Below are 20,780 nucleotides of genomic sequence, written 5' to 3'. Positions count from 1 at the left end.
AGAATGGGTACGGACTATCCGGAAGGCCGGTTATCTGACCGGCACCGGCAGAAGTCCGGGGTGGGTGCCGGTGATGCACCGTCCCCCTGCAGGGGTGACGATAAAGGTGTTCTCGATTCCCACCATCCCGACACCGGGGATACCTTTCTTGGGTTCAAGGGCGAATGCCATCCCTTCTGTGACGGGTTCGTCAAAGCCACGGGCTATAACCGGCAGTTCATCGATGAGAAGACCCACGCCATGGCCGAGGAAGTTCACCCGCCGGTCACCGAACCCCATGAAATTCTCCAGAAATGCGGGGGAGAGGGAGTCTGTGATGGTCCGGTACATTTCTGAGGGGATAGCGCCGGGCCTGAGCATGGCAGCCATCCTGTCCTGGATTTCGACACACTGGCGGTGTGCGAGGATGGCTTCTGCCGGAAGGCCCTTCCCGAAGACATAGGTCATGGTCTTGTCGGTATGATAGCCCTCCACGCCGCAGCCGATGTCCACGAAGACCAGATCGCCGTCTTTGAGGGTCCGCTTCCTGCTCCCCAGGAGCGGGACTGCCGGACAGAGGCCAAGGCAGCCCCCCGGCCCGTTGAATGCGGTGGGGTAAAGGCTGCTCTCTCCGAATCCTATTTGTCCCATGACAATCTCGGTGTCAAACATGCCGAACCGGACGATGCCATGGTGCCCTTCCTCGATGAGGACCGGATAAAGGAGGGAGGCAAACTCCGCTTCACTCATACCTGTCCTGAGCAGTTCCGGGACCCGTTCTTCGAGCACTCTCTGGTGAATCCGGCCCGCCTCTTCCATCAGGCTGAGTTCATACGGGCTTTTCACCGCCCGGACAGCGGCAAGATGGGTGTCTGCCGCATAAATTGTTTTGACCGGGAAGTGTCTGCGGAAACGCTCAAGCAGGGCAAGCGGCACCACCTCAGTCTCCATGTGGACGGTGGCAGGCATGACCGGCAGATCACCTGCCGCATCACGGAAACTCCGCATTGGTGCAATCCGGGGGAATGCCGATTCGTGACAGGCCCGTTCATAGCTGCGTCTGACCCGGAAAATCGGTTCACCGCTGCGGGGGATGAGGAGCATGCCATCCTGCCGGGTGCCGGTGAAGTAGTAGAGGCTGATATTGCTGAATATCACCACACACTCCCAGTCCGGCTCTCTTGTATCCATTCGATCCCGGAATCGTCTCATTCTCTGCTGCAGTTCAGTGAGGGGGACGGGTGCAGTCATGGCTACAGGTATGCACTCCCCGGTGATAACGGGTGTGATGGTTTTGTATGCCGGATTTCTGCCGGAACTCAGCACGCCACCAAACAGATATATGCTCTGCCGGGAATGTCAGATTCATGAACCAGTATAGATGCAAAAAATGCGGCTATGTCTATCTTCCGGAGAGCGGTGACCACACGCAGGGCATCCCGGCGAACACCCCGTTTGAAGACCTGCCCGCCACCTGGGTCTGCCCGCGGTGCGGTGCGGAGAAGAAGAGTTTTGTGATGATTGTGTGATGAGGGGGCAGCCTCCTGCCCGCCACCCTCCCGGATGCCTGTTCTCTCATCCTCCTGTGAGGGAATGTGCCGGTTGCTATCCGGTGACCTTTCGGGTTTCATTATGGGCAGGCTTTCCTTTCCGTGGCGGATGTATGTCCGGATTTTCCCCCCTTCTCATTTGAACCCGGACAGTCGGCGCAGGTATATCTTGGGACGCGGTTTGGTATGCCGGCTTTATGACCGGCAACACTATTTCCATGTCGGCTTCAGGTGATATTCTTTGTTCTGCAGATGATCCGTTATTTCTCTATTATTCCGGCCTTTTATCTCCGAATATGAGGAAAACATTTTCATAATGGAAAACAGAGCCTTTTGTATTGCGTATGTGCCGGATGATGAGACCAGAGATCGATAGGCAGCGGGGTGTCTGGCTTTCAAAGAGGCAGCAGACCTCTGCAGGTTTTTGGTGGATGTGATGCCTGCAGTATCACCGCTCATTTTTGAAGCTCTCGTCGGTTTCTGTCTCGTTTCGGCACTTATCACCTATAGTCTGGGGATCTTTGTCTATGCGCAAAAACCCGGGTCAACGATTCATCGCCTCTTTTTGGCACTGATGCTCGCCGCGACGTACTGGGCCCTCGGGGAGTTTTTCATCTGGCAGGCTGCCGACTATGCCGGCTTCCTCTTCTGGCTGAAGGCGAGCTCTGTCTGGACCATCGTGTTCGCAATTTCTGTCCATTTTATCATTGCATTCACTGATGCCATCCCCTCAAAAGGCATGCAACGAGCATTTACCCTGGGTACGGGCCTCTATCTGCCTGCTGTCCTGTTCGCCCTGATAGGGATATCCACCGACTGGGTCTATGCCATTACCTACGAACCGGGTTTTGGCTATGTCTACCTGCCGGTGCTGACAAATCCCGTCTGCCAGATAATTACCTGCTATTACTTTCTTCTCATGGTCTGGGCATTCTACGCTATTTACCTCTCATGGCAGCGGGCACCCTCCGGGAGGATCCGGCATCAGAATCGCCTTGTCTGTGTCGGTGTTGCAACGGTCATCGTCTTTGGGTCCCTCTCGGGTGCGATTCTCCCGCTCTTTGGCATTCATACCCCGAATCTGGTCTTCATCGGGATTGTCATCTTCTCTGTGCTCATCGTTTATGCCATTCGGAAGTACGGCCTCTTTGTGCTGAGCCCGGAGACGGCGGTCGCCGAGATCCTCCGGACCATGCCTGATGGGATGGTCCTGACAGATTTGGATGGGCAGATCATCGCGGTGAACCAGTCCGCGACAGAGATCTTTTGTGCTACGGAGGCAGGTCTTATCAGCAGATCCGTCAGTTCGATCATCCCCGATGAGGCATATGGGGCCATCAGGCAGACGTTCCGAGGGGAGGTGAGGGTCTCGGACTTCGAGCTAATCCTCCCCCATGAGGTACCCCGTGTTGTCAGTATTGCGGGGTCGATGGTCATGGACCGGGACGGGAAGCCTGCCGGCATCGTCCTTATCATTCGTGATATCACGGAGAGGAAGGCATCGGAGACCGCTCTTCGGATTGCAAATGAAAAAATATCCCTGCTCTCGCAACTGACCCGGCACGACATCAGCAATCTTGTCACCGCTCTCTCCGGCTATCTGGCCATTCTTGAAGATGACCCTCATGGCGGGGAGAGCGGGCAGTATCTCTCACTTTCCGTTGGGATTGTCGATAAGATTATTCAGCACCTCCGTTTCTCCCGCGAGTATCAGGAGATCGGTTCGAAAACACCCGTATGGCAGGGGCTTGGAACAATGATTGAACATGCGGTACAGGGTCTCCCTCATGAGGGTGTTGACATACAGGTACGGATCATTCCGGTGGAGATGTTTGCTGACCCCCTTTCTGAAAAGGTGATGTATAATCTGCTCGAAAACGCGATTCGTCACGGCGAAACGGTAAAATGCGTTCGTATCACCACCGAAGAGCAGGCCGACGGCACACTGGTGCTTCTTTTCGAAGACGACGGCACGGGTGTAAGTGAGGATGAGAAGGAGAAGATATTCCGGTTCGGGTACGGAAAGAATACCGGGTTCGGACTGTCGTTCTCCCGTGAGATTCTCTCCGTTACCGATATTGGCATCTCTGAGACGGGAACCGAAGGAGAAGGGGCCCGTTTTGAGATCCGCATCCCTCCCCGGGCATGGAGATATCCGGAATAAATTCGGTTCTGTTTTTTTTTCAACAGAGGGGATGTCAGATGCCCGCTGGGTGGCAGAACCTCGTTTACGTGCGGGGAGAGATCATCTGATCTTCCTTCAGGTGCATGCAACATACTGAAAAGCACGTGATGCCGGACTGGTTCTGACATCGAAAGGGGCGATGATGATGGCGGTCAGTATTCACTGATGTGAATGAAATAGAGAACTGCAGCTGAATAGTGGCGACAAAAAAATAACAAGCGCTGAGGGGGAGATTTGAACTCCCGAGGGGCCAACGCCCCACAGGCTTTCCAGGCCTGCGCCCTACCAGACTAGACTACCTCAGCACAGCATGCTGCTGCCCTACTATATTCGGGACTGCATTTCTTAATGCTATGGGTTTTCGAATGACGGATTGCTGCCGAAACGGGCCGTCGAGACGGGTTCCCTGTGGCTCACCGGCCGGGTGCGCAGATAATTGCGGGATTATTGGTGCGGACGAGTATCTGCGGTGTACGTGAGATGCGTTTTTGGTGTGCGGTTGCATACGGCGGTAGCGGGTGGCGGGAATGCTGACCGGACCATGGAAGAAATCCGATGAACCGGCGCTAAAAAAAGAATGGGTGAATACCTGATCTCAGCGGTTTCCCTTCTTGCGCTGGATTGATTTGTTTCCGGCATATGTGGTCTGGCCCTTCCTCTCCCCTTTGGATTTGGATGGTTTCTCCCCCGTACCACGGCGTCTGCCGTTTTTGCTGGTGCTCAGGTATTTTTTACTGTCATCGGGACGTTTTTTTGGTCCGGGGCGCAGTGATTGCCGCTTGTCGGATGTGGTTCCCTTTTTCCCTGCCTTCTCTCCCCTCTCCTCTGTCCGGGGTGCGGGTTCAGGTTTTTTCTCCGGTCGTGGTGCAGGCGGCTTTGTCACCCAGCCTTTGGGATAGGTGCCTGCCTCCATAATCACCATCTTCGGCCGGATGACGATGCCCGGTGCGCCGGGTACAATTGCGTCGGAAGGGGCCAGCGCCGTGCCGATGCAGACCAGTTCGCCCTGTGCGGTCATCACCGCGACGTCCGTGTCCTTTTTGAAGGAATCTGCGGCGGTGATGCCAACGCCTGCAAGGGATGCGCCGTGGCAGAGTGCATCAACCGCGGTGTCACGGATAGTGACCGTAGGGATGCCCTCCAGCACCGATTCCGGCGGGCGGATGTATGAGAGCAGTTCTTCCCGGTCTCCTTCCTTTGCCCGCTCCACGGCATCCCGCAGGGTGTGCAGGGTGCAGCACATCGTTTCGTCATATCCTCCGGACCGTATCCGCCGGAGTTCGACCATCTGGCCGCCGGTCCCGATGGCAAACCCGATATGGCGGCAGAGGGACCGGATGTAGGTGCCTGCCTCACAGCGGACACGGAGAAGCACGTCCCGGCCGTCGATGCCGAGCACATCGATCTCGTACATCGTCCGGATACGGAGTGCCCGGGCGACCGCACTTCTGAGGGGCGGGCGCTGGTAGTTCTTTCCGATAAATTCCCATGCCGTTTCCCGGATCTGCTCTTCCGTCGCATCCCCGTGAAGCCGGAGCAGGGCAATGTACTCCTTTTCGTGACTGAGAATCACCGGCGCCAGCCGGGCGGCCCTGCCCACCATGACGAGGAGAACACCGGAGACATCGGGGTCCAGTGTCCCGCCGTGACCGCAGGGCATCCCCAGCATGTCACGGACCCATGCGGCCACCTCGTGGCTGGACGGTCCCCGGGGTTTGTCCACCGCAATGATGCCTCCGCGTGGCATATCAAGATTCAGTCCCGCAGCTGCGTCCCCGTTCTCTTCCAGGTAGTGGTTCAGTGCCGCAAGGGTTCCCATGAGGGTTCCGTTTCCAACAACAACCGGCTCTGTTCCGTCCGCTCTCATCCGCTCTGCGGTAATCTCACCGATTGCCATGGGGAGAAGTCCGTCTTTCCGGTATTGTGCATAGGTGTAGGAATTGGCGCTTGTGAAGAGGATTGCCTCCGCATCCCCTGTCTCAAGCAGGGTATTTGTCGGCTCCAGCGCATAGACCGGCACCTCACAGGCCTCTGCCCCGGCTTCTGCTATGGCCGCCATAAGCTCAGGGTTCGGGACATCTGCACGGGGGATGCCTATTTTCTTTCCCTGTATCCAGTCCCCGAGATAGGGTACAAAGTCACGGGAGTAATGGGACGGCAGGGTCTCTGCGGTGACGCCTCCCTCTTCCAGATATTCTGCTGTCTGCGGGCCTATTGCGATGATGCGTGCCGCAGTCTTCAGGAGTGGCCCGATGAGACGGGCGGGAAGGGCACTCGTGAAGAAGATGCAGTCATAGGTCTCCTCATTTGCGGCAGCGGCAAAGGCCTGCACGGCATCCTCGTAGACCTGTGCCTGCATCGGGGAGACAATACGGCATTCGTGGCCGAATTCCCGGCAGAGCGGCTGGTCGGAGCCTGCCTTTTCCGGAAGCCTGGTGATTGCAATCTTCATGTTACTGTATATATGCACCCTGAGGTATCATTGCTTTTTGCGTATCGGATGTTTTTTCCCTCACTGCATGCCACAGATTATTTGTGGCAGCGGAGATCATTGCAGGCATTCTCATCGGCACCATTCTCGGCACCATAAGCGGTCTTGTCCCCGGTATCCATGCCAATACGATGGCAGGCATGCTGGTGGCAGCCGAAAGCGGACTTCTCGCCATTCTTGGTGCGCCGGCGGTGGGAGTTGCCCTTTTTAGTGCCCTTGTTGTGCATACCTTCACCGACTGTGTCCCGAGCACCTTCTTCGGTGTCCCGGATGCGGATACTGCTATCACTGTGCTCCCGGCGCATGCCCTCTGCATGCAGGGCAGGGGCGAGGAGGCCGTCCGTCTCTCTGCGTTGGGGAGTGCAGTCTCGGTGGTGATGGTGATGCCGCTTTTTGCCGTCTTCATGCTCTTTCTGCCGGGTCTGCAGCCCTTTATCGACTGGTGGCTGGGCATCATTCTCATCCTTGTTGCCGGTCTTATGATCCTCGGTTCCGAATCGCCAGAATGGTCTGCTGTGGTCTTTCTTCTCTCAGGCATTCTGGGCGTCTTTGCCTTCCGCTATGCGTGGCTGATCTCCCATACATCAGGTGTCTCTTCTGTGCTGATGCCGCTTCTGACCGGACTCTTCGGCATCTCGGTCCTGCTCCGTGCCTCCGGCGGGAAGATGCCGGAGCAGGTGCGGGGTGGTATATCTGCCGCGGGCACAGGTATTGTCCGGCACGCGGGCATGGGCACCATAGCGGGTGCTGTCGTCGGGTGGCTGCCGGGCCTCTCCAATGCGACAGCCAACGCCCTTCTCTCGCCGCTCTTTCAGGCTGGCAGCGAGGGGAAAGGGTATATCATCGCCACCAGTGCGGCCAACACGGCGAATGCCTTCCTCGGTCTTGCCGCACTCGTTGCACTGGGGCGGATGCGAAACGGTGTGATGGTTGTCCTCGACACCATCGGCATGCCCTCACCCCTGCTGATATTGGCCGGCGGAGTGGCCGCTGCACTCTGCGGGTTTGTGATCACGCTTCTTTGCGGGCGGGGTGCCCGGTTTCTGGGGGGCATCCCGGTGCGGGCGATGAGCTATGCGGTGATAGGAGTGGTCACACTGCTGGCATTTCTGTTGACCGGGCTTTTTGGCTTGGTGATTCTCGTGTGTGCCACCCTTGTCGGGCTTATCCCGTCGCTTGTCAATGTCCGGCGGGTCACCTGTATGGGTGCGGTGATGGTGCCGGTGATTCTGTTCTCGCTTACTATTCTCTAAAAAGACGGAGGCGAACCGGACGGCGGTGAACTGGCATGCACGGAAAATGGGGTGTGTGATCCGGGTGTGCTCAGAACCCGATATAGAGGGCTGTCATATAGGCGAAGTATGCCACCACGAGAAGTGAGGCCCATGCCCTGATGATGCGGGGCTTCCCTTTGACAACCGGGATGACGGCAAGGGAGAAGAGCACGACAACAATGACATCGGTATATGCCGGAATGGGTATCGGACGAAGAAGTGCGCCGGTGCCGAGAACAAAGAGGAGGTTGAAGATGTTGCTTCCCATCAGGTTGCCTGCGGAGATGCCGAGGTCACCCCGCAGGATTGCAACGAGGGAGGTGGCAAGCTCCGGGAGCGAGGTGCCGACTGCGACGATGGTCATGCCGATGACAAACTCCGGGATGCCGAATGCCTCGGCGATGGTGATGGCGCCGTCAAGCACCAGCTGGGACCCGATGATAACGGCAATCAGGCCGCCTGCGGTCAGTACCCAGTCCATTCTGCCGTGTATTTCAATACGCTCCACCGGTTCGGCGCCGAGTTTCTTTACGGTGATGTAGAGGATGATGCAGAACACGATGAGCATCAGCACACCGGAAAGCCGGGTGAGTTCGCCGGTGATGGCCAGCACGGCAAAAAAGAGGGTGGCTGCGATCATCAGGATGGTCTCATTCTCCACCCGGCCCTTCCCGGACGGCCCGGCCATGAACATGGCGGGGCTGATGATTGCACACAGGGCGAGGACAAGGGCGATATTTGCGATATTGCTGCCCAGTGCATTGCCGAGCGCCACGCCGGAGTTGCCGGAGATGACAGCATTGACACTCACCACAAACTCCGGCAGTGAGGTGCCGAATGCGATTACCGTAAACCCGATGGTGGCTGAGGATACACCGTAGCGGGCAGCAAGGCCGCCGCCGCCTTTTACAAAATAGTCGGCCCCTTTGACAAGAAGCCCCATACCAAACACAAATAACAGTACTGCAGCAGCGATCATGGGTATTCTCTTGTGGAACACCATTTGCTCTTCTGCCTTAAGCTGGTTTGCGTCCTGAAATCCCCTTCTCCAACCACTTTATTAGTGCTGATATGCAATGGTAGGGTAGATGCGCAGTTACTGGTTCGGTGACATTGACGGCAGTGTTTGCACTCCTGCCCAGGGCGATGAAGACAGGATCCTGGAACGGTGCGAAACGATACGGGGGAAAGTGGATTCCGGATTTGTTCCGGTCTCCGTGGATGAGGCATGCGCCTGTGGTTTTTTTGCGGATCGTGCGGAGTATCTGGTACGGCTGCGCAATGTGACTATCCGGGATGCACGGCGTAAGATTACCGCAGCGTTCAGTGAAGGTGATGCTGAACTGATGCAGATGGTCCGGATGCTGGATGAGATTGATGAAGTGGTCAATCTTCTGACCGAGAAGGCCGTTGAGTGGTACCTGGTCAGGAATCCGGGATTCTCCCGCAAGTACAAGGCGATGAGTGCGAAACGGATGATTGGGGTGATGAAGAAGGAGAAGGGCCCTCTCGGGCGTATCTGTGCAGAGATTGATGCCCTCTCCGACCAGCGCACCACCCTGATGCGGGATATATCAACGCGGACGGATACGGTGATGCCCAACTGCAGTACTCTTGTGGGCGGTCTCGTGGCCGCCCGGCTGATGGAACGTGCCGGGGGTCTTGCAGTCCTTGCCGGTATGCCGGCATCGACTATTCAGGTGCTGGGTGCGGAAGGGGCACTCTTTACCCATCTCAGGGGTGGCAGTCCGCCGCCCAAGCATGGGATCATCTTCCAGCACCGCCGGGTGCACAATGCCCCCCGCGATGTGCGGGGGAAGGTGTCGCGTGCGGTTGCGGGAAAACTGGCGATTGCGGCAAAGATTGATTATTATCGCGGTGAGGCAGACCCGGGCTTCCTTGAACAGGCCCAGCAGAGGATTGATGCCGTGGGTGGTGAGAAGAAATGAAGGTCATTCGCGGGACGATTGTATCCGTCGGGGAAGGCGGTGTCTATGGCGAGCGGATGCTGAACGGGTGCCGGGTATGGGACCCGCACCGCAGCAAACTGCCTGCGGCCATTCTGAACGGTGCTCCGCTGGATCTGACACCGGATATGCGGGTGCTCTATCTGGGGGCGGCAAACGGTACGACGGTTTCCCACGTGGCAGATTACGTAGAGACAGTATATGCCGTTGAATTTGCTCCCCGTCCGATGCAGGACCTGATTGAGGTGGCACGCCGCAGACTGAATATTGTGCCCATCATGGCGGACGTAAACCGCCCAGAGGTTTATGGATGCTTTGTGGAGGCGGTGGATATGATCTACCAGGATGTGGCACAGCCAAATCAGGCTGACATCCTCAGAAAGAATCTGCCGTTCCTCAAAACCGGCGGAATCGCGGTCCTGATGCTGAAGGCACGGAGTGTGGATGTCCGCAAAAGCTCGGAGGAGATTGCAGAAGAGACCCGTACAGCACTGCGTGAGATGGGCCTCACCATCGTCTGGACCGGCACACTGAATCCGTATCACCGTGATCATACGGCGATGATCTGCACAAAGGGGGCATAAGGGCCGGGGGCATCAGGAGAATGAGGCAGTATTATTTCAATCCGTTCTCCTTTCTGCTCATATTAGTATTGATCGTGCTCCTTCTGGTCTTTCTTCCCCTGCTCTTCCTTGGAGTGATCGGCGGGGCATTCAGGAGCCTTGGATTCTCCGGCTGGGAGGTTTTCTTTTTAATTCTGGCATCGATTATCGGGAGTTTCATCAACATCCCCGTGACCCGGATTGAAGGTGCACGAAACCGTGCATATCAGTTCAGAGATCGGTTTGGCAGGGTGTATGCGGTGCATGAGGGTCCTGACACCACCGTTGCCGTGAATGTGGGCGGCGTTGTTGTCCCGCTTTTCGTCACGCTCTATCTGGTATACTATGTACTCTCTTCGCCTGCACTTTTCCCGGCACCATTGTCTGTTATTATGGGGGGCTGTGCGGGAATTCTTCTGGTGGCGGGTATAACGCACAGTGCGGCAAAGGTGGTTCCCGGCATGGGCATTGCGACCCCAATCTTTCTTCCGCCGCTCTGTGCGCTTATGTGCGGTATTCTCTTCTCGTTCGGAGATCCGCTGGCGGCTCCGCCGATTGCGTTTGCAGGCGGAACGATGGGGACATTAATCGGTGCTGATCTCTTAAACTGGCGTCATCTGGATAAAATCGGGGCCCCGATGGTAAGTATCGGCGGGGCAGGCACGTTTGACGGGATCTTCCTCAGCGGCATTCTGGCAGCATTTCTTGCCTGAACGGCCGGCAGGTGGGCCGGGACAATTTTTGAGCCGGGGACGGCCTGGAACGAAGGTGTCCGGGGTGATCTCCTGCTCCCCGGCGTACAGATGCCCGTCTGGCGGGGTGTGGTGCGTTGGGTGAGACTCTCTGTCGTGTCTGCGTTGTGCTGCCTGTGGTGATGTGGTTGGGTTTGGGTGTGTCCGGTATGGGGTGCGGCAGGGGGTGGGGCTTACTGATGCGTAAAGGGCGGGTCTGTTCTGTTCTGATTTTGGAAGAGATTTCAAATGGGTCTTAAAATCGGTATTGGCTCTGATTTGGCTCTTTAAGCTACTGTCTGTGCATTTCATCTGAAATGCTGTCTGCGCTGCTCATTGTTCAAAGAATGCTGAAAAGAAGGGTTATAGTCCGGAGCAGATTCGAACTGCTGTCGCAAGATCCAGAGTCTCACATGATTGACCGCTACACTACCGGACTGTGCAATGCAAAGTATTGCGCTACTATGTTATTGCTGGCAGGTAATTAATCTGACGATATGGTCCTCAGGTATGCGGCGGTCCGGTGGCTGGTCTTTATGCATGGTGTTTATCCTGTCTGCGGGGCGCGTATTCCCGACGGTTTTCGACCATCAATGACATCGGCCGTATCCGTCTCTCCCGATGTGTCGGGGGGTGGGTGCATTGTGCTTCCCTGCTTATTGGTAGTGAAATAACCCTGATATTCGAGTTTTGGCGGACTATTTCGCCGTCTCATCCGTCGATCAAAATCTGCTCAACCACAAAGGATATATTAAGTGTTTGTCAAATATTGTGGTATATTCCGTCGTTCGGAGTATGGAGCAAAGTGAATCGTTTTTCGTCATCTGACGAAATCTGGTAGCTGTTCCTCAACTTAATCGTATGGAGGCTAGAATGAAAGCAAAAATTAGCATTGCACTCCTTGCCCTTGTGGCAGTGGCATTTCTCGCAGTTGCACCAGCATCTGCAGATCTGACCGTTGTCCCTCTGGGTGGAGTAGTATTCGTTGGTGAGGAAGGCCTCACCTTTACAAGTGTTGCACCCACCCTTGAGTGGTTTGCAGCAGGTGACGACCCAACAACCGCTTCACCATCAGCAACCTATACCACACAGGGTGCTGGTAATGAAGTGATTGACCCCGCAACGTTCCAGACCCGCACAGGTAACTGGTACGAAGCTGGTGGTCTTGGTGTCGTAGCAATCAACGTCCAGATGCCATCAATTGATGTGAAGGTATACAACACCGTCACTGGCGAGGACATGACCAATGAGCGTGTCGTTAAGACCGGTACTACAATGGCTTTCCGTCTTGACAGCAACCTGTACCAGGTCGTTAACCAGCGCCCTGCCCTTGCGGGACAGAGCACTGCGATTAAGGTCGTAGTTGTTGACTCAGAAGGTACCACCTACACAGGACTTGTCGAGGATGCAGCAACAGGCTTTGTCAGTTCACTCACAGGTCTTGCTCCAACCAACTCACAGTACTATCTGCCCGACTCACTCGGCGCTAGTGGTATTGGTGTTCCTAACTGGGACCTTGAATCAAGCCAGTACAAGGCTGGTGTCTACACATTCTATGCAGAAGTCAACCTGAACAATGCAAAGGACAACGTAGGAACCGTCACTGGTGTCACCAAGTCCGCAGTTAAGACACTCGAAGTCGGCAAAGATGACGTAAAGATCGAAGCAAACAAGGACACTGTTGTCCGCAACAACGACTTTGCAGTCACCATTACCGGTCGGCCAAACGAACAGTATGTTCTCTGGGTAAAGGGCACAAGCAGCATCTCTGCACCTGACACAGTTCCATACATCAAAGACAACCAGAACAGTGTTTCCGTTAACAACGCTCTCGCTGGTGCATATGTATTCTCCGGCGTAGCTGGTGGAACAAATGTTCTTACCGATGTTTCCGGAAGTGCACCTGCATCCGGTGGATACTATGCAATGGTCACACTCTCCAGCTCAGGAACCCGTACTGTTGGTTTCGGCACTGACGACACCACAAAGGACCAGACATACACTCTCCGGACTGATTACTATCAGGCTGTTTTCCCATTCAGCCCAACCTATGACACTGTCAAGGTAAAGGTCGAGAAGGGAGCAGTCACAGTTACCGCATCCGGTGACAGTTCATACTACATCGGTGAGGAGATTGTTATCTCCGGAACAAACACAGACAGTGACGACACCTGGCTCTTCATCACAGGTCCAAACCTGAAGACCAAGGGAGCTCCAATCACCGATCCAAAGGATGGAGTTGTCACTGGCGGTACAACCGACAACAACCCAATAGCAGGATCCTGGGCACCAGTCACTGTTGAGACTGATGACACCTGGGAATACAAGTGGAGCACTGCAGGTGTTAACCTCGATGCAGGTACCTACACCATCTACTCAGTCACCACACCAACCAACAAGGACGACCTTGGTGCAAACAATGCAATCTATGCAACTGCATCAATCGTTATCAAGAAGCCATTCGTTACAGCAACCACTTCCTCAGCAACCGTTGCACGGGGAGATGACCTGTACATTACCGGTAATGCAGAGGGTGACCCCACACCTGGTGTCGCAATCTGGATTCTGGGTAAGAACTTCAATGACATCCAGACCGAGACTGTAGAAGATAACGGAGCATTCAGCTACAAGTTCACAGGCACTGACACCCTTGCAGCAGGCCAGTACTTTGTTGTTGTTCAGCACCCGATGTACAATGACCAGTTCGACCTTGCTACAAGAGCAAACTGCCCGGCCGCAGGCCAGACTTGTGTCGACCGCCCAATTCTTAACCCATTTGTGCCTGTCTTCATCATTGAGGGACCAGGCAGTCTCCAGGGATCAGATGCAGCAACCGCACTTGTCAATGCAATGGACAGCCCTGACATTGATGATACCTACTACAAGCTCACCTTCATGATTGAGGAACCCTGGATCATGATCGATGCAATCGGCGACAAGTATGTCGGCGAGACCTTCACCATCACCGGTACCACCAACCTCGCAGTTGGCGACAGCCTGATTGTTGAAGCAACCTCAGCCTCATTCAAGCCAACCGAGAAGACCCAGAGCGGTTCATTCTCCGGTGCATCCGGCACTGTCCTTGTTACCGCAGGTGACAAAGATGGCGTGAACGTTTGGGAATTCGCAGTTGACGCATCTTCATTCACTCCTGACGAGTACATCGTTACCGTTGAGGGAATCGAAGCACAGCAGACTGCAACCCAGACCTTCAATGTCCTGAAGGCAGAAGCAACTGCACAGCCAACCGCTACTGCAGTCCCAACTGCACAGCCAACCGCTACTGCAGTCCCAACTACAGCAGCAACCCCTGAGCCAACCGCAACACCTGGATTTGGTGTTCTTGTTGCACTCATTGGCCTTGGCGCTGTAGCAGCACTCATTGTCCGCAAGGACTAAATTAACCCAACTTTTTTTTTGGATCACATTCCATGTGGTCGTGTTTTTATCTGTTTCACAAACTGCATCCGGATTTCAGGATGGTTAAATCTCTGCTCTAATCAGGTAGCCTTATAGTCCTGTCCTCTCAATTCTCTGTATGTGGCAGAGAAGCTTTTCTGCCAGGTGAACTGTATGCAGCTTGTAGTACAACGTGTCGATATCGCTGGCCGTGGTGCGGTAATCCATCAGGAGGATGCACGCCGCCTCGGAGTCTTTGACGGTGACCGTCTCCGTGTTATCCATCAGGAAACCGGAAAATCTGCCCCCATAGTCGTTGACATTACGACCTCAATCCTGACTCCCGGAACCATTGCACTCTATAATGTGACATGCTCTGATCTGGGTCTCAGTGACGGGGATGCCGTTGAGGTGCATACGGCGATTCCCCCCGCATCGATTAAATTCATCCGCAAGAAGATGGACAAGGGCCATCTCACCGCTGAAGAGATGATGACGATTGTCCGTGATATGGTGAATGAGAACCTGTCCCTCAATGAGATCACCGCCTTTGTCACTGCAAGCTACATCAACGGGATGGACCTCGATGAGGTGGAGTGGCTCACCCGTGCAATGGTGGATACGGGGGAAAAGATTGAGTTCGGCAGCCATCCGGTGGTGGACAAACACTCCATCGGGGGTGTGCCGGGCAACAAGATCACTCTCATCGTGGTGCCCATAATCGCTGCTGCAGGTCTCACCATACCGAAGACCAGTTCCCGTGCCATTACCGGTGCGGGCGGAACAGCAGACCTGATGGAGGTCCTTGCCCCCGTCAATTTCACTGCAACCGAAGTGCAGACGATGACCGAGCGGACAGGCGGCGTGATTGTCTGGGGCGGGTCGACAAATATCGCACCGGCAGACGATCTCATCATCCGGGTGGAGTATCCCTTCAAGATAGACGAACGCGGCCAGATGATTGCCAGTGTCATGGCGAAGAAATTTGCCGTCGGTGCCGAGATGGTGGTGATTGACATCCCGGTCGGACCCACCACCAAGGTGCATACCATGCAGGATGCCCGCCGGCTGGCACAGGACTTCATCGAGATCGGAAGCAGGCTGGGGATGCAGGTGGAGTGCGCCGTCACCTACGGAGACTCGCCGGTAGGGCGTGCCATCGGGCCGAATCTTGAGGTTTCAGAGGCGCTTTCCGTTCTCGAAGGGGCGGAGAAGCCAAATTCACTGATTGAAAAGAGCGTGGCAATTGCAGGCATTCTGCTTGAGATGGCAGGCAAGGCGCAACGCGGCGGCGGGGAAGAGATGGCCCGCTCGCTTCTTGCCTCCGGTGCGGCGCTGGAGAAATTCCGTGAAATTATCGCGGTGCAGGGAGGTAAACCGGATGTCCGTTCATCAGATATTCTTCCGGGTGAATTTAAGGCGGCTATTCCGGCACCGGTATCCGGCTATGTGGTCAGCCTCAATAATACCGGTTTGATTACTGTTGCCCGTACTGCAGGTGCCCCGCACGATAAGGGGGCAGGCATTTACTGTAATGCGAAGATTGGCACGCAGGTGAGGAAAGGGGAGACCATCTATACGATTTATGCGGACCGCAAGGAGCATCTGGACCGGGCCCTTGAAGAAGCCCGCCGCCTGTATCCGGTAGTGGTGGAGGGGATGCTCCTCGACAGAATCCCCCAGGATTCCATTGAGCTGGACCGAATGGACTAAATTATAGTAATATAATATTTTCTTTTATGAACTGGTTCCGCACCGTTTCTGTATTAATTTTATTTGGTATACTCTGCGGTTGTGGGCAGGCTGTCGTTCTGACAGTTACCGCGGTTGATGATACCTCTGGCAGTCCGATATCCGGTGCCAGAATCTATATAAATGGTCTGTATGAGGGGGAGACAAATTCGGCCGGTCAGTATATCTATGAACATGGCCTCAGCGAATCATTCAGGCTTGGGCTGGAGAAGACGGGGTATGTGCCCTGGCAGTCCCTGCTCTCTGAAACGCAGAGCAGTATCCGTGCCGAGATGTCCCGGCAGTCGGCATCCCTTACGGTAACGGTCTATGATGCAGACTCTCTCGAGACTGTCCCCGGTGCACTGGTGAAAGTGACGGGGGAGGAGTATGTCAATACGGTCACCACAGGGAATGGGGGAGTGGCTCAATTCGCTGTCAGAGCAGGCTCTATCTACAATGTGGAAGTCCGTGCGACCAATTATGATCCCCTGTACAAGACGGTAGAGGTGGAGAATGCCGGCAAGGCGGTTGACTATCGCCTGATACGAAATGATGTATTCATCGTTGAAGTTGACGATAAAGAGACGGGTTTTCCTCTCTCCGGTGCAGATGTCTATATTGACGGTATCTTCTTTGGTGAAACGGGTGCGGAGGGAAAGGTCACCTCATTTGTGGAACGGGAACGGTCCCATACCATCCGCATCACCACAGGTGAATACCTTGCCTATTCAGATGAAGTGTATATTGCAAGTGATATGCTGGTATACCGTGCAGAGCTTTCAAAGACCCTCTACCCGGTGACGGTCTCTGTGTACGACGTCAAAAAGATGCCTGTGGGCAAAGCAACGGTTCTCATTGACGGTAAGAATACCAATACGACCAATGACTATGGCAGAACGGGCATTGTCTACCTTGAGGCCGGTCTGCATGAGGTGCAGGCAGCAAAAGACGGATTTACCACAGTCACAAAAAGCGTCACCGCCGATGACTCCCTGCAGGATGTCATCATTGAACTGGATTATGCAGATACTGCCGTTACCATCACCGTGCATGACCGCGACTATAAGGGGGTTGCCGGGGCGAGTGTTTCTGTCAATGATATATATTACGGTATAACAAAGGCGGATGGCACATATGCAGCAGCGTTGCAGAGCAATGTCGTATATCGTATTTCGGTCCGTAAAGATGGGTATACACCGGTAGACACCACCCGGGAGATACCTCTGGGTGCCACCGAAATGGCGGTTGATATTGAGATGAATACGGAATTCAACCCTATTTATTTCGTTATTATTGTGGCTGTTATCCTTGTTGGAGCAGTGTTTTACCTGAAACGGGGGATGATTTCTCTGAAACGGCGCGGCAAACGTCCCCCCAAATCCCGGCATCTCTGACTCCGGATTATCCCTTTTTTCAAAAGTACCAATTTCTCTATATTTAAATATGTCGGGCGATTAAAGATTAATTAGACCATGGGGCGGGCCGTTGATGTGCCCGCTTATTTTTGAAAAAAACAGTACAGTTGGGGGGATAACAGATGTGGAATTCATTACGGATTCTGCTGATCGTGGGGGTTATTGTTGGTGTACTTCCGTTCATCGTATCAGCAGATCCAATTAGCGATGCAGATCTATCCATCGATCTCATCATCAATGACGGCAATCCTGCAGATTTGCATGACAATAACGGGTGGCTTGTCGCAGGGAGCGGCATCACGTCGACGATTACCGTCGCCTATACCGGCAGCGGGTCGCCGGATATCCATTTTGTAAGGTTCACCTCGGTTGAGAAGGATACATATGGTGATATTTTGGGAGGCTATGTTACCGGTGCCCCCTACGGGGCCATCTTCTCTGCGTCAAAGAACCGGGCCGGAAATGCACCAATCCGGGTGGAGATCAATTACACCGCAGATGAGGTTGGGTATGACTATGAGACGATCGTCTATCAGCCGATTGACCACAATACTCCCATGAAGATCCAGGACATTGCATTTGAGAGTGAAGTCACGCTTGATGAAGTGACCGGGATCATGCTGACGATGGAGGATGCTTATGGCAATACGGTAACTTCCGTCTATGAGGATGCTACCGGGGGTACGCCGGAGGGTGTGACATTTGAAACCACCCGGTATGCCGGTTCGGGATTTTTTGATGGTGCCGGATATGATGGCGAATCGGTGGATGCAGCGGTCGATGCGGATGGGTCTGTCGGTGTGTCTTTCAGGGTCGGCACCGAGGCAGGTCCGAAGTACCTTATTCATGTCGTGCCGGATGCAGCCCTGACGGATAAATGGCTGACGATTGATGCCCTTGCAGATGGTGCACCGTATACGATAGCAGTCTCTGTGCATCCGAATGTGGGCACCCCGCCGTATATTCAGGCGGATGGTGAATCCAAATTTTATCTGACATACAACCTGTTTGACAAGTATGGCAATCCGTCCGGAAACCAGACTGTCTATTTCACGGATGATATCATAGGCGATGCGTTTACCCAGCGGACGAACAGTGACGGCCAGATCATGTTCACCTTCGGTCCCTTTGACTGGATGGGCACCTACACCATCCATGCGCATGCGGTGGAGAATGAGTCTGTGGCCGTTGAACAGGTGGTCCGTTTCACCAACACATCTCCTGCGGAGATACTTCTGACGGCAAATCCGCAGTCCATGCCGTCTGCTGATGTGATAACCGCAACAGGTGCGGATGTCATGGCAAAAGTAACCGATGAGAACGGAAACGGCGTTGCAGGAGAGGAGGTCACATTCTTCATCTTAGCCCCGCCTTCAGGATATTCTTCGGCACAGACCGCTGCCCCGTTCCTTCCCGAACCTGCAACAGCACTTACCGATGCGGATGGCATTGCCACGATCCATTTTACGCCCGGGGCTTTTACCACTGACATCAGTGATGTGAATTACAGTTCGACCGCTTCAGATTCATGTACGGTTGTGGCCATGTGGAGTACAAAGACACGGATGATTGATCTCGAATGGAAGAACTATCCCTATCTCCGGGTAGAGACTGAAGTAGACCCGGCAACCGTTGAGGTGGGGGATCCTGTGGATGTGACCATCCGGCTGGTTGGTGACGGTTGGGCACTCTACCCCGACCCGATAGATGTGATGCTCGCTGTGGACCGTTCCGGCAGTATGCTGAAAGATAATCCGGACCGGATGGTCTCCCTGATGGGTGCCCTCGAAATCTTTAACGGAGAGATGACCGAGGGCAGGGATGCGGTCGGGATGACGTCGTTTGGGGTCAAAGGCGCTGCAAATATTCTTACCTACTACTATGACTACTGGGCAGGCAGCGACAGTACGTCGTACGATGATAATTCCTATATCAGCACGCATTATACCGGCAACGGGAAATCCTATGCAGATTATGCCACGCTTGACCTCTCGCTCTCAACGAACCGTGATGCGGTGGAAAGCACTATTGCTGACCTGGTACCGATGTCCGGCACCCCGATGCGGGGCGGCCTGTATCTCGCATTGAAGCAGATCATTGAAAACGGCCGTGAGAATGCAGTTCAGGCTGTGATCCTGCTCTCAGACGGTGATTACAACTATTATGGCGATCCTCTTGCCCGTGGTTCCGGGTACTCCTACTATGACCCCGATGACTTTGGCACCGGGACATACAATTATTACCGGTTCAGCGACCTTTCAGAGCAGAACCTGGCGCTGTATGCCGCCAATAATAATGTCACCATCTACTCAATCGCGTTTGGAGACGGGCTCTCCAGTGGCGGGGTGACGACTCTCAGGACGCTTGCTGAAACGACGGGCGGAACCTACTATTATGCACCCACCGGCGATGACCTCGCAGGTATTTATTCAGACATCGCAGGTGATCTGAAGACCGAGGCCGGTGTCAATACAGAGATGGATGTGATGTTCAGTAATATTGAACTGAACAATGTATCACAGTTCAACGATCCCGATGATCCGATACTGGAATATGAATACGAATATGGTGCATCAACCCTTGTGAAGAGCTGGAATGCCACCGGTTCAGAAGCGTCCCCCAACATCATTGGCCCCCTGACTCTTGATCAGACTGATGACTGGGATGACAACCGGGGCCTGAGTTTTGACTCAGGTGAAATCGGCACCATCCGTCTGGGGCAGACCTGGCAGGCGGTGTTCCGCATGAATGTGTCGAAGCCGGGCAATATCAACATCTTCGGAGAGGGGTCTTCAATCTTCTTTAATGATGGCGCCGATGCTCTGGCCCTGCCTAAGACCTACATCACCGCTGTTGCCAACCTGACTGCTACCGGCATCAATTTCAGTGGTCTGCGGGTCTATGATCTGGTTTGTCCCGAGGCAGAGAATGGTGACGTGATCGAAAACTACCTGACGATGGACTGGAACCTGAATTACTCCGGGACCCAGACTGCTACGCAGTATCTGTATTACCAGAATGTGAATGACGGCATCTGGTCCACCTTTGGTGAACTGCCGGTGACAGGGCCGGTGGGTGCGCTTTCCCATACCCGCCAGCTCTATGTAGCCGATTTCCCGTCAGGTGAGTATAAACTCAGGGTGCGTGCCATCGCACCGGATGCGCCGGATTCCGTCATTGAGACGCCATATACCATAATTATCGGCCAGGGCGGGCAGTACTTCATCCGCCTTGAATAACTCTTTTTTTCATCGGACGAATCCGCCGGGAATTGCCTGAGCGCCTGGTTTCAGCTTACCGGGTGTGCGAAAAAAAATAGGTGGTGGGTCGGCAGATTCCGGTTTTTGTGACTGCTGTTTTTTGCCAATGACAGATTTACTATGCACTATCGTATGCATAAAGTGGAAGGCACATTTGCATTGCTTTTCCTGTGCACCTGGTTGCGGAATTCTG

13 protein-coding genes and 2 tRNA genes are annotated in these 20,780 nt (G+C 54.5%); 10 read left to right on the top strand and 5 right to left on the bottom strand.

Translation table 11 applies throughout. From position 1 onward, the window contains the following. Positions 1-30: 30 nt before the first annotated feature. Entirely contained in the window at positions 31-1,230 is a 1,200-nt protein-coding gene (locus tag L1S32_RS06940) for a Xaa-Pro peptidase family protein (RefSeq protein WP_278154298.1), read from the bottom strand. Between the two features lie 116 nt (positions 1,231-1,346). Here L1S32_RS06940 and L1S32_RS06935 point away from each other — a divergent pair, with 116 nt between their 5' ends. Beyond that, entirely contained in the window at positions 1,347-1,508 is a 162-nt protein-coding gene (locus L1S32_RS06935) for a rubredoxin (RefSeq protein WP_278154297.1), read from the top strand. A gap of 457 nt (positions 1,509-1,965) precedes the next feature. After that, a complete protein-coding gene (locus L1S32_RS06930; RefSeq protein WP_278154296.1) occupies positions 1,966-3,693 on the top strand; it encodes a PAS domain S-box protein in 1,728 nt (575 codons plus the stop codon). A gap of 240 nt (positions 3,694-3,933) precedes the next feature. Here L1S32_RS06930 and L1S32_RS06925 read toward each other — a convergent pair. After that, a tRNA-Ser gene (locus tag L1S32_RS06925) sits at positions 3,934-4,019 on the bottom strand. Between the two features lie 290 nt (positions 4,020-4,309). Then, a complete protein-coding gene (locus tag L1S32_RS12010; RefSeq protein ID WP_347403341.1) occupies positions 4,310-6,166 on the bottom strand; it encodes an RNA-guided pseudouridylation complex pseudouridine synthase subunit Cbf5 in 1,857 nt (618 codons plus the stop codon). Between the two features lie 83 nt (positions 6,167-6,249). On the opposite strand from L1S32_RS12010, the gene L1S32_RS06910 reads away from it, so the two are divergent. Continuing rightward, positions 6,250-7,458, top strand: coding sequence for a tripartite tricarboxylate transporter permease (locus L1S32_RS06910; protein ID WP_278154295.1), 1,209 nt, complete (start codon positions 6,250-6,252; stop codon positions 7,456-7,458). 70 nt (positions 7,459-7,528) lie between these two features. Here the strand turns inward: L1S32_RS06910 and L1S32_RS06905 are convergent, their stop codons facing one another. Then, the gene (locus L1S32_RS06905) at positions 7,529-8,458 is read right to left on the bottom strand and encodes a calcium/sodium antiporter (protein ID WP_278154294.1); all 930 of its coding nucleotides are present in this window, start codon (positions 8,456-8,458) and stop codon (positions 7,529-7,531) included. 109 nt (positions 8,459-8,567) lie between these two features. On the opposite strand from L1S32_RS06905, the gene L1S32_RS06900 reads away from it, so the two are divergent. Genes L1S32_RS06900 through L1S32_RS06890 form a run of 3 tightly spaced genes read left to right on the top strand, consistent with a single transcriptional unit; the run spans position 8,568 to position 10,761 of the window. Then, positions 8,568-9,428 (top strand): NOP5/NOP56 family protein, encoded by an 861-nt coding sequence (locus tag L1S32_RS06900; protein WP_278154293.1) that lies wholly within the window; start codon positions 8,568-8,570, stop codon positions 9,426-9,428. Next, positions 9,425-10,030, top strand: a complete 606-nt coding sequence (locus tag L1S32_RS06895; RefSeq protein WP_278154292.1) for a fibrillarin-like rRNA/tRNA 2'-O-methyltransferase — start codon at positions 9,425-9,427, stop codon at positions 10,028-10,030. Before L1S32_RS06900 ends, L1S32_RS06895 begins: the two co-directional genes overlap by 4 nt. Before the next feature lie 20 nt (positions 10,031-10,050). After that, complete coding sequence (locus L1S32_RS06890; RefSeq protein ID WP_278154291.1) at positions 10,051-10,761, top strand: DUF1614 domain-containing protein; 711 nt, start codon at positions 10,051-10,053, stop codon at positions 10,759-10,761. 384 nt (positions 10,762-11,145) lie between these two features. Here L1S32_RS06890 and L1S32_RS06885 read toward each other — a convergent pair. Then, positions 11,146-11,218, bottom strand: a tRNA-Gln gene (locus L1S32_RS06885). A gap of 434 nt (positions 11,219-11,652) precedes the next feature. Here L1S32_RS06885 and L1S32_RS06880 point away from each other — a divergent pair. From L1S32_RS06880 to L1S32_RS06865, 4 genes are all read left to right on the top strand, one after another. Beyond that, on the top strand, positions 11,653-14,178 hold the full coding sequence (locus L1S32_RS06880) for an MEMAR_RS02690 family S-layer glycoprotein (protein ID WP_278154290.1): 2,526 nt from the start codon (positions 11,653-11,655) through the stop codon (positions 14,176-14,178). 174 nt (positions 14,179-14,352) lie between these two features. Beyond that, positions 14,353-15,891, top strand: coding sequence for an AMP phosphorylase (locus L1S32_RS06875; protein ID WP_278154289.1), 1,539 nt, complete (start codon positions 14,353-14,355; stop codon positions 15,889-15,891). A 26-nt stretch (positions 15,892-15,917) separates the two neighbouring features. After that, entirely contained in the window at positions 15,918-17,306 is a 1,389-nt protein-coding gene (locus tag L1S32_RS06870) for a hypothetical protein (protein ID WP_278154288.1), read from the top strand. Positions 17,307-17,449: 143 nt separating this feature from the next. Next, positions 17,450-20,566, top strand: a complete 3,117-nt coding sequence (locus L1S32_RS06865) for a VWA domain-containing protein (RefSeq protein ID WP_278154287.1) — start codon at positions 17,450-17,452, stop codon at positions 20,564-20,566. Positions 20,567-20,780 lie beyond the last annotated feature (214 nt).

The organism is Methanogenium sp. S4BF, from assembly GCF_029633965.1.
Classification (GTDB): Archaea; Halobacteriota; Methanomicrobia; order Methanomicrobiales; family Methanomicrobiaceae; genus Methanogenium.
Note: the sequence above shows the minus strand (reverse complement) of the source record. Positions and strands in the feature narration are given on the sequence as shown.

Excerpts from the sequence above, each read along its gene's own strand:
- L1S32_RS06940 (WP_278154298.1), bottom strand. The coding sequence starts at position 1,230 with ATGACTGCACCCGTCCCCCTCACTGAACTGCAGCAGAGAATGAGACGA.
- L1S32_RS06935 (WP_278154297.1), top strand. The coding sequence starts at position 1,347 with ATGAACCAGTATAGATGCAAAAAATGCGGCTATGTCTATCTTCCGGAG.
- L1S32_RS06930 (WP_278154296.1), top strand. The coding sequence starts at position 1,966 with ATGCCTGCAGTATCACCGCTCATTTTTGAAGCTCTCGTCGGTTTCTGT.
- L1S32_RS12010 (WP_347403341.1), bottom strand. The coding sequence starts at position 6,166 with ATGAAGATTGCAATCACCAGGCTTCCGGAAAAGGCAGGCTCCGACCAG.
- L1S32_RS06905 (WP_278154294.1), bottom strand. The coding sequence starts at position 8,458 with ATGATCGCTGCTGCAGTACTGTTATTTGTGTTTGGTATGGGGCTTCTT.
- L1S32_RS06900 (WP_278154293.1), top strand. The coding sequence starts at position 8,568 with ATGCGCAGTTACTGGTTCGGTGACATTGACGGCAGTGTTTGCACTCCT.
- L1S32_RS06895 (WP_278154292.1), top strand. The coding sequence starts at position 9,425 with ATGAAGGTCATTCGCGGGACGATTGTATCCGTCGGGGAAGGCGGTGTC.
- L1S32_RS06890 (WP_278154291.1), top strand. The coding sequence starts at position 10,051 with ATGAGGCAGTATTATTTCAATCCGTTCTCCTTTCTGCTCATATTAGTA.
- L1S32_RS06880 (WP_278154290.1), top strand. The coding sequence starts at position 11,653 with ATGAAAGCAAAAATTAGCATTGCACTCCTTGCCCTTGTGGCAGTGGCA.
- L1S32_RS06875 (WP_278154289.1), top strand. The coding sequence starts at position 14,353 with ATGCAGCTTGTAGTACAACGTGTCGATATCGCTGGCCGTGGTGCGGTA.
- L1S32_RS06870 (WP_278154288.1), top strand. The coding sequence starts at position 15,918 with ATGAACTGGTTCCGCACCGTTTCTGTATTAATTTTATTTGGTATACTC.
- L1S32_RS06865 (WP_278154287.1), top strand. The coding sequence starts at position 17,450 with ATGTGGAATTCATTACGGATTCTGCTGATCGTGGGGGTTATTGTTGGT.